This window comes from Staphylococcus sp. GW823-FHT05F06, from assembly GCF_058795495.1.
Map to the genome: position 1 here is coordinate 20690 of NZ_JBXAHW010000013.1, position 17651 is coordinate 38340.

Annotated in this window: 6 protein-coding genes; 5 read left to right on the plus strand and 1 reads right to left on the minus strand. The window is 31.4% G+C overall.

Features of this window, described 5'->3' with window-relative positions; translation table 11 throughout:
* The first annotated feature begins 150 nt into the window (after nucleotides 1-150).
* Nucleotides 151-11229, plus strand: a complete 11079-nt coding sequence (locus AC1Q7N_RS09050; protein ID WP_145376426.1) for a SasC/FmtB family protein — start codon at nucleotides 151-153, stop codon at nucleotides 11227-11229.
* Nucleotides 11230-11600: 371 nt separating this feature from the next.
* Here AC1Q7N_RS09050 and AC1Q7N_RS09055 read toward each other — a convergent pair whose 3' ends face one another.
* A complete protein-coding gene (locus AC1Q7N_RS09055; RefSeq protein WP_001830813.1) occupies nucleotides 11601-12863 on the minus strand; it encodes a BaiN/RdsA family NAD(P)/FAD-dependent oxidoreductase in 1263 nt (420 codons plus the stop codon).
* A gap of 272 nt (nucleotides 12864-13135) precedes the next feature.
* Between AC1Q7N_RS09055 and AC1Q7N_RS09060 the strand changes: the two genes are divergently transcribed.
* The 4 genes from AC1Q7N_RS09060 to pepV all read left to right on the plus strand — a co-directional run bounded on the left by AC1Q7N_RS09060 (nucleotide 13136) and on the right by pepV (nucleotide 17649).
* Complete coding sequence (locus AC1Q7N_RS09060) at nucleotides 13136-14797, plus strand: putative polysaccharide biosynthesis protein (RefSeq protein WP_001830740.1); 1662 nt, start codon at nucleotides 13136-13138, stop codon at nucleotides 14795-14797.
* A complete protein-coding gene (locus AC1Q7N_RS09065) occupies nucleotides 14794-15486 on the plus strand; it encodes a pseudouridine synthase (protein WP_001830817.1) in 693 nt (230 codons plus the stop codon). Before AC1Q7N_RS09060 ends, AC1Q7N_RS09065 begins: the two co-directional genes overlap by 4 nt.
* Nucleotides 15487-15503: 17 nt before the next feature.
* Nucleotides 15504-15932, plus strand: a complete 429-nt coding sequence (locus tag AC1Q7N_RS09070; RefSeq protein WP_002484460.1) for a YtxH domain-containing protein — start codon at nucleotides 15504-15506, stop codon at nucleotides 15930-15932.
* A 307-nt stretch (nucleotides 15933-16239) separates the two neighbouring features.
* Nucleotides 16240-17649 carry a dipeptidase PepV gene (gene pepV / locus AC1Q7N_RS09075; protein WP_001830828.1) on the plus strand — a complete coding sequence of 470 codons (1410 nt, stop codon included), beginning with the start codon at nucleotides 16240-16242 and terminating at the stop codon, nucleotides 17647-17649.
* Nucleotides 17650-17651 lie beyond the last annotated feature (2 nt).

Here is a 17651-nt window from a genome sequence, read left to right on the forward strand (position 1 = left end):
TTTAGAATAATATAGATGATAAAATTAAAAAGACTTTAAATAGTTGTGTTTGATTAAATGAGCGATATTGGGATGAGTCATTACTTTAAATATTTTTCAAAGTTCATTAGACATACATCATAAAGAATTTACAACTAGGAGGCCAATTTAATGAATCTATTTAGAAAACAGAAATTTAGTATTAGAAAATTTAATATAGGTATTTTTTCAGCATTAATAGCTACAGTCGCATTTTTAGCTCATCCGGGGCAAGCAACAGCATCAGAACTGGAACCTTCTCAAAATAATGACACTACAGCTCAATCTGATGGAGGGTTAGAAAACACATCTCAGTCTAATCCTATAAGTGAGGAAACCACAAATACATTATCTGGGCAAACAGTACCTTCATCTACTGAAAATAAGCAAACACAAAATGTTCCTAATCATAACGCTCAACCAATTGCAATAAATACTGAAGAAGCTGAATCTGCTCAAACAGCATCTTATACCAATATCAATGAAAATAATGATACGAGTGACGATGGGTTACATGTTAATCAGCCGGCTAAACATCATATTGAAGCCCAATCTGAAGATGTAACAAATCACACGAACTCAAATCATTCAAATTCATCGATTCCAGAAAATAAAGCTACAACAGAATCATCAAGTAAACCTAAAAAAAGAGGGAAAAGATCATTAGATACAAATAGCGGAAATGACACGACAAGTACAACTCAAAATACGGATCCAAATTTAAGTAATACAGGTCCAAATGGCATTAACACTGTAATTACATTTGATGATTTAGGAATTAAGACAAGTACTAATCGCTCTCGACCTGAGGTAAAGGTAGTTGATAGTCTAAATGGCTTTACAATGGTTAATGGTGGTAAGGTCGGTTTATTAAATAGTGTGTTAGAACGTACAAGCGTGTTTGATAGTGCCGATCCGAAAAATTATCAAGCAATAGATAATGTCGTAGCCTTAGGACGTATTAAAGGAAATGATCCGAATGATCATGATGGTTTCAACGGTATAGAAAAAGAATTTTCAGTGAACCCTAATTCTGAGATAATATTTTCATTTAATACAATGACTGCTAAAAACAGAAAAGGTGGAACTCAATTAGTTTTAAGAAATGCAGAAAATAATCAAGAAATTGCTTCAACTGATATTCAAGGAGGCGGCGTATATCGTTTATTCAAGTTACCTGATAACGTACATAGGTTAAAAGTTCAATTTCTACCTATGAACGAAATACACTCAGATTTTAAAAGAATTCAACAGCTACATGATGGGTATAGATACTATTCTTTTATAGATACAATTGGTGTTAATTCTGGTTCACATCTATATGTGAAATCAAGACAAGTTAACAAAAATGTAAAGAATGGTAAAGAATTTGAAGTTAATACTCGTATAGAGAATAATGGTAACTTCGCTGCTGCTATAGGTCAAAATGAACTTACTTATAAAGTAACACTACCAGAAAATTTCGAATACGTTGATAATTCAACTGAAGTTTCATTTGTTAACGGGAATGTGCCTAATTCTACGGTAAATCCGTTTTCAGTTAATTTCGATAGACAAAATCATACTTTAACGTTTAGTAGTAATGGTTTAAATTTAGGAAGAAGTGCTCAGGATGTTGCTAGATTCTTGCCCAATAAAATACTAAATATTAGATACAAGCTTAGACCTGTCAACATCTCAACGCCACGTGAAGTGACTTTCAATGAAGCAATTAAATATAAGACATTTTCTGAATATTACATTAACACTAATGACAATACTGTTACTGGTCAACAAACACCTTTCAGTATTAATGTCATCATGAATAAAGACGATTTATCAGAACAGGTCAATAAGGATATCATCCCATCGAACTATACACTTGCTTCTTATAATAAATATAATAAGTTGAAAGAACGTGCTCAGACTGTTCTGGATGAAGAAACAAACAATACACCTTTTAACCAAAGATACTCTCAAACTCAAATTGATGATTTGTTACACGAATTACAAACAACACTAATAAATCGTGTGAGTGCTTCGAGAGAAATTAATGATAAAGCTCAAGAAATGACTGATGCTGTATATGATAGTACAGAATTAACTACTGAAGAAAAAGATACATTAGTTGATCAAATTGAAAATCATAAAAATGAAATTTCTAATAACATTGATGATGAACTTACAGATGATGGTGTTGAAAGAGTCAAAGAGGCTGGATTACATACTCTAGAAAGTGATACTCCACATCCAGTAACAAAACCAAATGCACGACAAGTTGTGAATAACAGAGCAGATCAACAAAAGACGCTTATACGTAACAATCATGAGGCAACTACCGAAGAACAAAATGAAGCGATTAGACAAGTTGAGGCACATTCATCTGATGCTATCGCCAAAATAGGTGAGGCAGAAACAGATACCACTGTAAATGAAGCTAGAGACAATGGTACGAAATTAATAGCTACAGATGTTCCAAATCCAACTAAAAAAGCAGAAGCTAGAGCGGCAGTTACCAACAGTGCAAATTCAAAAATTAAGGATATCAACAATAATACACAAGCAACATTAGACGAGAGAAATGATGCTATCGCACTTGTTAATAGATCAAAAGATGAAGCAATTCAAAATATTAACACTGCACAAGGTAATGATGATGTCACTGAAGCACAAAATAATGGAACGAATACGATACAACAAGTACCATTAACTCCAGTGAAAAGACAAAATGCAATAGCAACTATCAATGCTAAAGCGGATGAACAAAAACGTTTAATTCAAGCAAACAATAATGCAACGACTGAAGAAAAAGCTGATGCAGAGCGTAAAGTTAATGAAGCAGTCATAACTGCAAATCAAAATATTACCAATGCAACTACTAATAGAGATGTTGATCAAGCACAAACAACTGGAAGTGGTATCATATCTGCTATTAGTCCTGCAACGAAGATTAAAGAGGATGCACGTGCAGCAGTAGAAGCTAAAGCTATTGCACAAAATCAACAAATTAATTCAAATAATATGGCAACAACTGAAGAAAAGGAGGATGCATTAAATCAAGTAGAAGCACATAAGCAGGCCGCAATAGCAACTATCAATCAAGCGCAGTCAACTCAGCAAGTTTCTGAAGCTAAGAATAATGGCATAAATACTATTAATCAAGATCAACCTAACGCAGTTAAGAAAAATAATACAAAAACAATATTAGAACAAAAAGGAAACGAGAAAAAGTCAGCAATAGCTCAAACACCTGATGCTACCACTGAAGAGAAACAAGAAGCTGTCAGTGCTGTTTCGCAAGCTGTTACCAATGGCATTACCCATATCAACCAAGCAAATTCTAATGATGATGTTGATCAAGAACTTAGTAATGCAGAACAAATTATTACTCATACTAATGTCAATGTTCAAAAAAAATCTCAAGCCAGACAAGCATTGATTGCTAAAACAAATGAAAAGCAGAGTGCGATTAATTCTGATAATGAAGGCACTATAGAAGAAAAACAAAAAGCAATTCAAAGTTTGAATGATGCTAAAAATTTAGCTGATGAACAAATTACACAGGCTGCTTCTAATCAAAATGTCGACAACGCCTTAAATATAGGTATAAGTAATATCAGTAAAATACAGACTAATTTCACTAAAAAGCAACAAGCTAGAGACCAAGTAAATCAAAAGTTCCAAGAAAAAGAAGCTGAGTTAAATTCAACACCTCATGCAACTCAAGATGAAAAACAAGATGCGTTAACTAGATTAACACAAGCAAAGGAAACTGCACTCAACGACATAAATCAAGCACAAACAAATCAAAATGTGGATACAGCACTTACTAGTGGAATTCAAAATATTCAAAATACACAAGTTAATGTTAGGAAAAAGCAAGAAGCCAAAACTACGATTAATGATATTGTTCAACAACATAAACAAAGTATACAAAATAATGATGATGCTACAACTGAAGAGAAGGAAGTCGCAAATAATTTAGTTAATGCATCACAGCAAAATGTAATTAGTAAGATTGATAATGCTACAACGAATAATCAAATTGATGGTATTGTGAGTGATGGTAGACAAAGCATAAATGCAATTACACCTGATACATCAATTAAAAGAAATGCTAAAAATGATATTGATATTAAAGCAGCTGATAAGAAAATAAAAATTCAAAGAATAAATGATGCTACAGATGAAGAAATTCAAGAAGCGAATCGTAAAATTGAAGAAGCTAAGATTGAAGCAAAAGATAATATTCAACGCAATAGTACTAGAGATCAAGTAAATGAAGCGAAAACTAATGGAATAAATAAAATAGAAAATATAACACCAGCAACTACTGTGAAATCTGAAGCTAGACAAGCAGTACAGAATAAAGCAAATGAACAGATTAATCATATTCAAAACACGCCTGATGCAACTAATGAAGAAAAACAAGAGGCAATAAATAGAGTAAGTGCTGAATTAGCAAGAGTTCAAGCACAAATAAATGCAGAACATACAACCCAAGGTGTCAAAACTATCAAAGACGACGCGATAACTTCTTTATCTCGAATTAATGCACAAGTTGTTGAGAAAGAGTCTGCAAGAAATGCAATCGAACAAAAGGCAACACAACAAACGCAATTTATTAATAATAATGATAATGCTACAGATGAAGAAAAAGAGGTCGCCAACAATTTAGTTATCGCTACAAAACAAAAATCATTAGATAATATTAACTCCTTATCTTCAAATAATGATGTTGAAAATGCTAAAGTAGCAGGAATAAATGAAATAGCTAACGTTTTACCAGCAACCGCTGTTAAGTCAAAAGCAAAAAAAGATATTGATCAAAAACTCGCGCAACAGATTAATCAAATTCAAACGCATCAAACTGCTACAACTGAGGAAAAAGAAGCGGCTATTCAATTGGCAAATCAAAAATCAAATGAAGCAAGAACAGCAATTCAAAATGAACATAGTAACAATGGTGTCGCACAAGCTAAATCTAACGGCATTCATGAAATTGAATTAGTTATGCCAGATGCGCACAAAAAATCTGATGCTAAACAAAGTATCGATAATAAATATAATGAGCAAAGTAATACTATCAACACTACACCAGATGCAACAGATGAAGAAAAGCAAAAAGCATTAGATAAATTAAAAATAGCTAAAGATGCAGGATACAACAAAGTTGATCAAGCGCAAACAAACCAACAAGTATCTGATGCAAAAACTGAGGCTATAGATACGATAACTAATATTCAAGCAAATGTTGCAAAAAAACCATCCGCTCGAGTGGAATTAGATTCAAAGTTTGAGGATTTAAAGCGTCAAATCAATGCAACGCCCAATGCTACAGAAGAAGAAAAACAAGATGCAATTCAAAGATTGAATGGTAAAAGAGATGAAGTTAAGAATCTAATAAATCAAGATAGACGTGACAATGAAGTTGAACAGCACAAAAATATTGGACTTCAAGAATTAGAAACGATTCATGCTAATCCAACTAGAAAATCTGATGCGCTCCAAGAGTTACAAACTAAATTTATTTCACAAACAGAGTTAATTAATAATAACAAAGATGCAACTAATGAAGAAAAAGATGAAGCCAAACGACTTCTTGAGATTAGTAAAAATAAAACTATAACAAATATCAATCAAGCGCAAACTAATAATCAAGTTGATAATGCTAAAGATAACGGCATGAATGAGATTGCTACCATAATACCAGCAACAACAATTAAAACAGATGCAAAAACGGCTATTGATAAAAAAGCTGAGCAACAAGTTACAATCATCAATGGTAACAACGATGCAACAGATGAAGAAAAAGCAGAGGCTAGAAAGCTGGTTGAAAAAGCGAAAATTGAAGCCAAATCTAATATTACAAATAGTGATACTGAAAGGGAAGTCAATGGTGCTAAAACCAATGGGTTAGAAAAAATAAACAATATTCAACCATCAACTCAAACTAAAACAAATGCTAAGCAAGAAATAAATGACAAAGCTCAAGAACAATTAATCCAAATTAATAACACGCCTGATGCAACCGAAGAAGAAAAGCAAGAGGCAACAAATAGAGTCAATGCTGGATTAGCACAAGCAATACAAAATATTAATAATGCACATAGTACTCAAGAAGTAAATGAATCTAAAACAAATAGTATTGCTACAATCAAGAGTGTACAACCCAATGTGATCAAAAAACCGACTGCTATAAATAGTTTGACTCAAGAAGCTAATAATCAAAAGACGTTAATAGGTAATGATGGTAATGCTACTGATGATGAAAAAGAGGCTGCAAAGCAATTAGTGACCCAAAAATTAAATGAACAAATTCAAAAAATTCATGAAAGTACACAAGATAATCAAGTTGATAACGTAAAAGCACAAGCTATCACTGCAATTAAATTGATTAATGCAAATGCACATAAAAGACAAGATGCCATTAATATTTTGACTAATCTAGCTGAAAGTAAAAAATCAGATATAAGAGCCAATCAAGATGCAACTACTGAAGAGAAAAATACGGCAATACAATCTATAGATGATACGTTAGCACAAGCACGTAACAATATTAATGGTGCAAATACAAATGCGTTAGTGGATGAGAATTTAGAAGATGGTAAGCAAAAGTTACAACGTATTGTGTTGTCAACTCAAACTAAAACACAAGCTAAAGCAGACATTGCTCAAGCAATAGGTCAACAAAGGTCGACAATAGACCAGAATCAAAATGCTACAACAGAAGAAAAACAAGAAGCCCTTGAGAGACTTAATCAAGAAACAAATGGAGTCAATGATAGAATACAAGCAGCTTTAGCAAATCAAAATGTTACAGACGAAAAAAATAATATATTAGAAACAATAAGAAATGTTGAACCTATTGTAATTGTAAAACCAAAGGCTAATGAAATAATTAGAAAAAAAGCTGCGGAACAAACGACTTTAATAAATCAAAATCAAGATGCGACACTAGAAGAAAAACAAATAGCACTTGGCAAATTAGAAGAAGTAAAGAATGAAGCGTTAAATCAAGTATCACAGGCACACTCAAATAATGATGTGAAAATTGCGGAAAATAATGGAATTGCTAAAATTTCTGAGGTCCATCCTGAGACTATAATTAAACGTAATGCTAAACAAGAAATTGAACAAGATGCGCAAAGTCAAATTGATACTATCAATGCAAATAATAAATCAACTAATGAAGAAAAATCAGCCGCTATAGATAGAGTTAATGTAGCTAAAATTGATGCTATTAACAATATTACTAATGCTACAACTACACAATTAGTTAATGATGCTAAAAATAGTGGTAACACGAGTATTAGCCAAATATTACCAAGTACAGCAGTCAAAACTAATGCATTAGCAGCTCTAGCTAGCGAAGCTAAAAATAAAAACGCTATAATAGATCAAACACCAAATGCGACAGCAGAAGAAAAAGAAGAAGCAAATAATAAAGTTGATCGTCTTCAAGAAGAAGCAGATGCTAATATCCTAAAAGCGCACACTACTGATGAAGTTAATAATATTAAAAATCAAGCTGTTCAAAATATTAACGCTGTTCAAGTTGAAGTTATCAAGAAACAAAACGTTAAAAACCAATTAAATCAATTCATTGATAATCAAAAGAAAATTATTGAAAATACGCCTGATGCAACACTAGAAGAAAAAGCTGAAGCTAATAGATTGCTTCAAAATGTACTAACTTCCACATCAGATGAAATTGCTAATGTAGATCATAACAACGAGGTTGATCAAGCTTTAGATAAAGCTAGACCAAAAATCGAGGAAATTGTACCACAAGTTAGTAAGAAACGAGATGTTTTAAATGCAATCCAAGAAGCATTTAATTCACAAACTCAAGAAATACAAGAGAACCAAGAAGCTACGAATGAAGAAAAAACTGAAGCATTAAATAAAATAAACCAATTACTTAATCAGGCTAAAGTAAATATTGATCAAGCACAGTCAAATAAAGATGTAGATAGTGCGAAAACACGTAGTATTCAAGATATAGAGCAAATTCAACCACATCCACAAACAAAAGCAACCGGGCGTCACAGATTAAATGAAAAAGCTAACCAACAACAAAGTACTATTGCAACTCATCCTAATTCAACAATTGAAGAAAGACAGGAAGCAAGTGCAAAACTACAAGAAGTTCTTAAAAAAGCCATAGCTAAAATAGATAAAGGTCAAACCAATGATGATGTAGAAAAGACTGTAGTAAACGGAATAGCTGAAATTGAAAATATATTACCTGCTACTACAGTTAAAGATAAAGCTAAAGCTGATGTAAATGCTGAAAAAGAGCAGAAAAACCTACAAATTAATAGTAATGATGAAGCAACGACTGAAGAAAAATTAGTTGCTAGTGACAATTTAAATCACGTTGTCGAGACAACAAATCAAGCTATTGAGGATGCACCAGATACCAACCAAGTGAATGTAGAAAAGAACAAAGGTATAGGTACAATTAGAGATATTCAACCACTTGTAGTTAAAAAACCTACTGCCAAATCTAAAATTGAAAGCGCAGTAGAAAAAAAGAAAACTGAAATTAATCAAACACAAAATGCAACTCATGATGAAGTAAGAGAGGGTTTAAATCAGTTAAATCAAATTCATGAAAAAGCCAAAAATGATGTAAATCAATCTCAAACTAATCAGCAAGTTGAAAATGCTGAGCAAAATAGTTTAGATCAAATCAATAACTTCAGACCAGATTTTAGTAAAAAACGTAATGCAGTAGCTGAAATTGTTAAAGCGCAACAAAACAAAATTGATGAAATAGAGCAAGAATTTAGTGCTACACAAGAGGAAAAAGACAATGCTTTACAACATTTAGATGAACAGGTTAAAGAAATCATTAATTCTATAAATCAAGCTAATACAGATAATGAAGTAGATAATGCTAAAACTTCTGGGTTGAATAACATAACTGAATACAGACCAGAATATAATAAAAAGAAAAATGCTATATTAAAATTATATGATGTTTCAGATACTCAAGAAGCTATAATTAATGGTTATCCTGATGCAACTGAAGATGAACTTCAAGAAGCTAATAGTAAGTTAAATAAAATACTTTTAGATGCAAAAAAACAAATTGGTCTTGCGCACACAAATAATGAAGTTGATGATATTTATAATGAAGTTTCCCAAAAAATGAAAACTATTTTACCACGTGTAGATACAAAAGCGGTAGCACGTTCTGTACTTAATGCACTTGCTAAACAATTGATTAAAACTTTTGAAAATACTGCAGATGTTACTCACGAGGAACGTAATGATGCGATTAATCATGTAAAAGAACAATTATCTTTAGTATTCAATGCCATTGAAAAAGACCGAAAAGATATACAAGTTGCGCAAGATGAATTATTTGGATTAAATGAATTAAATAGTATATTTATCAACATAACTCAAAAGCCAACTGCCAGAAAAGCAATTAGTGGTATGGCGAGTCAATTAAACAACTCTATCAATAATACGCCATATGCTACAGAAGAAGAACGACAAATTGCACTGAATAAAGTTAAGGCGATTGTTGATGATGCAAATGAAAAAATACGAGAAGCTAACACTGATAGCGAAGTACTTGGAACAAAATCAAACGCAATAACATTGTTACAAGCAATCAGTGCGGATGTACAAGTTAAACCACAAGCATTTGAAGAAATCAATGCACAAGCTGAAATTCAAAGAGAACGAATTAATGGAAATAGTGATGCGACAAGAGAAGAAAAAGAAGAAGCTTTAAAACAAGTTGATACATTAGTAAATCATTCATTTATTACAATTAATAATGTTAATAAAAATCAAGAAGTTTATGATACTAAAGACAAAACGATTGAAGCTATTCATAAAATCAAACCAATATCAACTATCAAACCACAAGCATTAAATGAAATCACTATTCAACTAGACACTCAACGTGATTTAATAAAGAATAATAAAGAGTCTACAGTTGAAGAAAAAGCCTCGGCTATCGATAAATTAATTAAAACTGCAGCAAGAATAGCCGAAGCAATAGATAAAGCTCAAACAAATGAAGAAGTTAAAAATATTAAAAAACAAAGTATTGATGAAATTTCTAAAATACTACCTGTTATTGAAATTAAATCAGCTGCAAGAAATGAAATTCATCAAAAAGCAGAAGTTATTCGCGGATTAATTAATGATAATGAAGAAGCGACTAAAGAAGAAAAAGATATCGCATTAAATCAATTAGACACAACTCTAACACAAGCAAATGTTTCAATTGACCAAGCATTAACAAATGAAGCTGTTAATAGAGCTAAAGAAATAGCAAATTCTGAAATTAATAAAATTTCTGTCATTGCCATTAAAAAGCCTGAAGCTATAGCAGAAATTCAAGAACTAGCAGATAAAAAATTAAATAAATTTAAACAAAGTCAAGAAGCTACTATTGAAGAAAAGCAATCAGCTATCAATGAATTAGAACAAGCTTTAAAATCAGCTATTAATCATATTCATCAATCTCAAAATAATGAATCAGTGAGCGCTGCATTAAAAGAAAGTATATCTTTAATAGACTCGATTGAAATTCAAGCACATAAAAAATTAGAAGCTAAAGCATACATTGATGGATATAGTGACGATAAAATTAATGACATATCTTCTAGAGCGACTAACGAAGAAAAACAAATATTTGTAAGTAAACTTAAAGCATTAATCAATCGTACACATAAACAGATTGACGAAGCTGAAACATTTGTTTCAGTTGAAACAATTGTCCGAAACTTTAAAGTTGAAGCGGATAAATTAAACTCAATTGTACGTAAAAAAGCTAAAGCATCGAAGGAAATTGAATTAGAAGCAGACCATGTAAAGCAAATGATAAATGCAAATTTAAGTGCTAGTACTAGAGTGAAACAAAATGCTCGTACATTGATAAATGAAATTGTTAGTAACGCTTTAAGTCAACTTAATAAAGTAACCACAAATAAAGAAGTTGATGAAATAGTTAACGAAACGATTGAAAAACTTAAGTCAATACAAATAAGAGAAGATAAAATATTGAGTAGTCAACGTTCATCAACATCTATGACGGAAAAATCTAATCAATGTTATAGTTCCGAGAATAATACAATTAAATCTCTACCAGAGGCAGGAAATGCTGATAAATCACTACCATTAGCAGGAGTTACTTTAATATCTGGTTTAGCAATCATGTCCTCACGTAAAAAGAAAAAAGATAAAAAAGTAAATGACTAAATTTATAAATCACAAAACCGGAGATATCAATTGATAAACTCCCTTCAAAGTAGACATTAATATAATGAAAACTTTGAAGGGAGTATTTTTAGATATTCAATATAAAATCGACGCTAATCTATTATTATACGTCTTTTAAGAATAGCAAAATGTAAATTCTTTTCAATACTAAATCAGTTCATTTAAGGTAGTTATTAATATTTACCATCTATATGTGAAATATAATAATTATAAATTTAATGGAGTTGAATACCTTTATCACGTTCTAATAACAAATTATTAATTGTAATGGTGGTTATGTTGTGGAAATATTAAGAAATACTATTTATGAATTAGTTTATGTACAATCTAGATAAGTTTAATAATAAAAATTATTTGTTTTGATCTATTTTAAATTCACCAGCAAACATTCCAGCAACATGACCCGTAACTAATGCGCTTGTTATATTATAACCTCCAGTGTATCCATGAATATCTAGGACTTCGCCACATAAAAATAATCCTGGCACTAATTTAGACATCATAGTTTTTGGTTCTATTTCTTTTAAAGAAATACCGCCGCCTGTCACAAAAGCTTTGTCTAATGGAAGTGTGCCATCTACTGTAAAGGTAAAAGTCTTTAGAAGATTAATAAAAGTTTGAAACTGTTGATTTGATAAATGATGTGCAGTCATTTCATCATTAATACCAGATTGTTCGAGAATAAACAATAAATACCGCTCTTCTATTAATCCTCGCAAGCTATTTTTAATATATTTATCTGGTTCTGCATTAAGTATTTTTCTCACTTTTTGAGATAGTTGATCTACGTTTAGTTCAGGAAAAACATCTAATTGCATATGGATATTTTTCTTTTTTTGATTTTTCTGCTCTTTATAAACAAACTGACTACATCTAAGAGCAGCAGGACCACTAATTCCAAAATGTGTGAATATCATATCCATTTGATGACTTACTCTTTTTTTACCATTTTTCTTTAAGACCGATAAATTAACATCTTTTAAACTTAACCCTTTTAAGCGATTTGATTTGATAAAAGTTTCTGATGAAGTGATAGGCACTTCAGTAGGGAATAATTCTGTTATAGAATGACCTAGAGATTTTGCAAATTTGTAACCATCTCCAGTAGAACCGGTTTGAGGAACTGATGTACCGCCTGTAGCAATAATTAAACTGTGACTTTCAAATTCACCTATTTGTGTTTTAACTTTAAAATTATGGTCATAGGAAACACTGACAACTGGTGTTTCTTCCTTAACCTCAACATGATTTTCTTTGAGTTGGTTAATAAGCACATCAACAACATCTTGAGATTTATTTGAAACTGGAAACATTCTACCATGATCTTCTTCTTTAAGTTTGACTCCACGGGTTTCAAAAAAATTTATAATAGAAAGATTATCAAAAACTGAAAAAGGGCTATATAGGAATTTACCATTACCCGGAATATTTTTTATGATTTCATCATATGGAAGTCTATTAGTTACGTTGCAACGACCACCACCTGAGATTTTTAGTTTCCGTCCAAGACCTTTTTTCTTTTCAATTAATAAAACTGATTTATTTTTTTCACTTGCAGCAACTGCAGCCATAGCCCCACTTGGGCCACCTCCGATAACAATTGTTTGATACATGATGATAACCTCCACACCTTTTTATCTTAATTATTGTAAATGGAATAGGATGACAAAGCTTAAGATAATAATTATAATATAAAACTTGGCAAATAATATTAAAATTGAAGTTGAGAGTCTATTAAAGTCCATATTGATTTTAATTAAAGTTATCTTTATAGGACAAACAACTATTATTTTGTGATATATTTTAAAGTAATGCAAGATAATGAGTTTAACAGTAAAAATAGAACTGACAAGCATTAATAATTATTAAGATAGGAAGATAGGTTATGAGTGAAAGTAAAGAAATGGTTCGTGGAACCTTTTTAATTACAATAAGTATTTTAATTACAAAAGTATTAGGTGTCTTATTTATTATTCCGTTTACTGCTTTAATAGGTGGACAAGCCAACATGGCACCTTTTACTTATGCTTATGCACCATACAATATAGCTATAGCTATAGCAACAGCTGGTGTTCCGCTTGCCGCGTCAAAATATGTTGCTAAATATAATGCACTAGGTGCATATAAGGTCAGTCAGAAGTTTTATAAATCAAGTTTTGTAGTCATGAGTATTACAGGAATTGTAGGTTTCCTAGTTTTATATTTATTAGCACCATACATAGCTGAACTAACCTTATCACGTAATACTCATGGTAATAGTGGATGGACAGTAGCTGATATCACTTGGATTATTAGAATAATAAGTATGGTAGTTATATTTATTCCAGTTCTCGCAACTTGGAGAGGAATATTTCAAGGATACAAATCGATGGGACCTACTGCAGTGTCAGAAGTTACAGAGCAAATTGCAAGAATTGTATTTATTTTAGTAGGTAGTTATTTAACGCTCAATGTATTTGGAGGTACAGTTCTTCAGGCAAATGGTATTGCAACGTTTGCAGCTGCAATAGGTGCAATCGCAGGAATACTTACATTATGGTATTACTGGATTAAAAGAAGAAAAAATATTAAAAAAATGGTCGACTCAGATACAGCGAATCTAAATGTTTCATACGGGAAAATGTATAAAGAAATTATTGCTTATAGTATACCGTTTGTCATAGTAAGTTTGAATTTTCCACTATTTAATTTGGTCGATCAGTTTACTCATAATGGTGCGCTTAACCTTGTAGGTGTCAAACCTGGTTTGCAAGATATATTCTTTAACATGTTAAACATGTCTACAAACAAAATAGTAATGATTCCAACATCATTAAGTGCTGGATTTGCTGTCAGTTTAATACCATTTATAACTAAAACCTATGAAGAAGGTAGATATGCAGAGATGCATCGACAAATTAGAACTTCGATTGGAGTTTTAATGTTCATTACTGTTCCAGCTAGTATTGGTATCATGGCATTAGCGCAACCTTTGTTCACAGTATTCTATGGTTTTGATCCAGTTGTTCACGGTCACGATCCAAATTTCGATGGAAGTAGATTATTATTTTATTATGCTCCTGTTGCAATTTTAATTTCATTATTAAGTGTTACAGCATCAATGTTACAGGGTATCGATAAACAAAAACTAACAGTTTTTGTTATTTTAGGATCTGTTTTAATTAAACTGATTCTCAATTATCCTTTAATTATGTTATTACACACACCTGGCGCTGTATTAAGTACAGCAATAGCTTTATTATTTGCAATTTGTTGCAATTTCTATATTCTTAAAAAATATGCAAACTTTAAATTTAGTTACAGTTGGATACATTTAGCTAAGATTATTCTAATTTCAATCATCATGATGATTGGGGTTGAGGTGATTTTCTTCATTTTAAGATTATTCTTGGAACCAACTAGATTTAATTACTTGATTATTGTTGCAATTGGTGTCATTGTGGGAGCAATCATTTATGGTGGTATTACAATCAAGACTAAATTAGCTGATGAATTTTTAGGTGATATTCCCGCTAAAATAAGACGTAAAGTGAAGATGTTGCGATGAGATTAGATAAATTTCTAGCTAATATGGGTGTTGGAACGCGATCAGAAGTTAAACAGTTACTCAAAAAAGGATCTGTTAAAGTCAACCAAAATATAGTTAAGTTACCTAAACTTCATGTTAATCCTAATTCTGATGAGATAATGGTAAATGATGAAGTAGTTAGTTATATCGACAAAGTGTATATCATGTTAAACAAACCAAAAGGTTATATTTCAGCGACAGAGGATGAGGTGCATCCTACTATTATTGATTTGATACCTGAATATGCACATTTAAATATTTTTCCGGTCGGACGTTTGGACAAAGATACAGAAGGATTACTCCTTGTTACAAATGATGGACAGTTTAATCATGAAGTAATGAATCCCAATAAGCATGTTTCAAAGACTTATGAAGTCTATTCAAAACACCCAATAACTCAATTCGATATTGATAAATTTAAATCCGGAATAGAATTATCAGATGGAAAATTAAAGCCTGCAATTTTAAAGAAAGTTGATAATTATGTATCACATGTCACTATTTACGAAGGAAAATATCATCAAGTTAAAAGAATGTTTCATAGTATCGAAAATGAGGTATTAGAATTGAAACGCATAAAGATTGCTCAACTAGAACTAGATCATAATTTAGATTTGGGTAGTTACCGTTTGTTAACACAAATAGATTTTGATAATCTTAAGAACTAACAAAGGAGAGATGTAAAATGGGAAAAAGTACTAATTTATTTAAAATTGCATTAGGCATTGGTGGTGCAATTACTGCTGTAGCATTATCACGTAAAGAAAGTCGAGATAAACTTAAACAAGAATATAATAAATATAAAGAAAATCCTGAATCATATAAATCTAGCGCTAAAGATTTAGCAACTCAAATAGGTAATAAAGCTAATGAAACAATTCAAGAAGTTAAGAAGAACCCTAAAGACTATGTTGAACGTATCAAAAGTAATCCTAAAGAATTTTTAGAAGAAGAAAAGTCTAAAATTATTGGCAAAAATGATCAGACACAAGATAATATTGAAGAAGGAAAATTTGATGCTGAAGGCGGCGCAACTGTCAATAACAATTTAAGAGTTGTTACTGAAGATGACTTAAAAAATAATAAAAATGCATTACAAGATAAAAAAGAATAATTATACATTTTAAATTTAGTGGAACAGAATTTGAATTCAATTCGTTGTTCCACGGTGATTACAAAGATTCGTTTTAAACATAAGTGTTATTAGTTTATTTTCAATCCGTTCATCGATTGTTAAGAATAAGAGAAGCCTAGGACATTAATTTGTACCTAGGCTTTTATATATTTTTTAAATATAAGTTAATCATTTAGTCACTACTTATTAATAAAAATTAAGTTATTTTTCTGACATCTTACTGTAGTTTCTTTTAAACATCATGTAAAATGGAACATAACTTAGAAAAAAAGGAAGTTGATCTCGAATGTGGAAAGAAAAGGTTCTAGAGTACGAAAATCAAATGATTGAAGATCTTAAAGGTTTATTATCTATAGAAAGCATCAGAGATGATTCTAAAGCCACTGCTGATGCACCTGTGGGACCAGGACCGAGAGAAGCTCTTGATTACATGTACAATTTAGGTAAAAGAGATGGTTTTTCAACGCATGACGTTGATCATATAGCTGGTAGAATTGAAGCTGGTAAAGGAGAAGATGTATTAGGTATTTTATGTCATGTCGATGTAGTACCCGCAGGCGATGGGTGGGATTCAAACCCATTCCAACCAGTAGTGACAGACAATGCAATTATAGCCAGAGGGACACTGGATGATAAAGGACCCACCATTGCTGCCTATTATGCAGTTAAAATTTTAAATGAGATGAAGGTAGATTGGAAAAAACGTATACACATTATTATCGGAACTGATGAAGAATCAGATTGGAAATGTACAGACAGATATTTCAAAACAGAAGAAATGCCTACCTTAGGTTTTGCTCCAGATGCAGAATTCCCAGCAATACATGGTGAAAAAGGTATAACAACCTTTGATTTAGTACAAAATGAAGTGACAGAAGATACAGATGAACCTGACTATGAGTTATTAAAATTTGAATCTGGTCAAAGATACAATATGGTTCCTGATTATGCTAAGGCAGAAGTGCTCGTCAAAGAAAATATGACAGATGTCATTCAAAACTTTGAAAACTTTTTACAACAAAATCAACTACAAGGTGAAAGTACAGTTGACAGTGGTATTTTAATATTAACAATTGAGGGTAAAGCAGTTCATGGCATGGATCCATCTTTAGGTGTTAATGCAGGATTGTTTTTACTTAAATTTTTAGCAAGTCTTAATCTAAATAAAAGCGCAAAAGATTTCGTAGAATTCAATGAGCGATACTTATTTGAATCTCACTTTGGTGAAAAAATGGGTATGAAGTTCCATACTGATATTATGGGAGATGTCACTACTAATATCGGGGTTATCAGTTATGATAAAGAAAAAGCAGGCAGTTATGGTATTAATCTAAGATATCCCGAAGGATTTAAATTTGAAGACGCAATCGATAGATTTAGAAGTGAAATTAATGAACTAGGTTTTAATTTAGAACTTGGCAAAGTTCAAAAACCACACTATGTCGATAAAAATGATCCATTTGTAAAAACACTTGTAAACGCATATAGAAATCAAACAGGTGATATGACTGAACCATATACGATTGGTGGAGGAACATATGCGAGAAATTTAGATAAGGGTGTCGCATTTGGTGCGATGTTTGCAGATTCAGAAGATTTAATGCATCAAAAAAATGAGTATATAACTAAAAAGCAATTGATCAATGCAACAAGTATTTATTTAGAAGCTATTTACGCTTTATGTGTGGAGGATTAATT

Excerpts from the sequence above, each read along its gene's own strand:
- AC1Q7N_RS09050 (WP_145376426.1), top strand. The coding sequence starts at position 151 with ATGAATCTATTTAGAAAACAGAAATTTAGTATTAGAAAATTTAATATA.
- AC1Q7N_RS09055 (WP_001830813.1), bottom strand. The coding sequence starts at position 12,863 with ATGTATCAAACAATTGTTATCGGAGGTGGCCCAAGTGGGGCTATGGCT.
- AC1Q7N_RS09060 (WP_001830740.1), top strand. The coding sequence starts at position 13,136 with ATGAGTGAAAGTAAAGAAATGGTTCGTGGAACCTTTTTAATTACAATA.
- AC1Q7N_RS09065 (WP_001830817.1), top strand. The coding sequence starts at position 14,794 with ATGAGATTAGATAAATTTCTAGCTAATATGGGTGTTGGAACGCGATCA.
- AC1Q7N_RS09070 (WP_002484460.1), top strand. The coding sequence starts at position 15,504 with ATGGGAAAAAGTACTAATTTATTTAAAATTGCATTAGGCATTGGTGGT.
- pepV (WP_001830828.1), top strand. The coding sequence starts at position 16,240 with ATGTGGAAAGAAAAGGTTCTAGAGTACGAAAATCAAATGATTGAAGAT.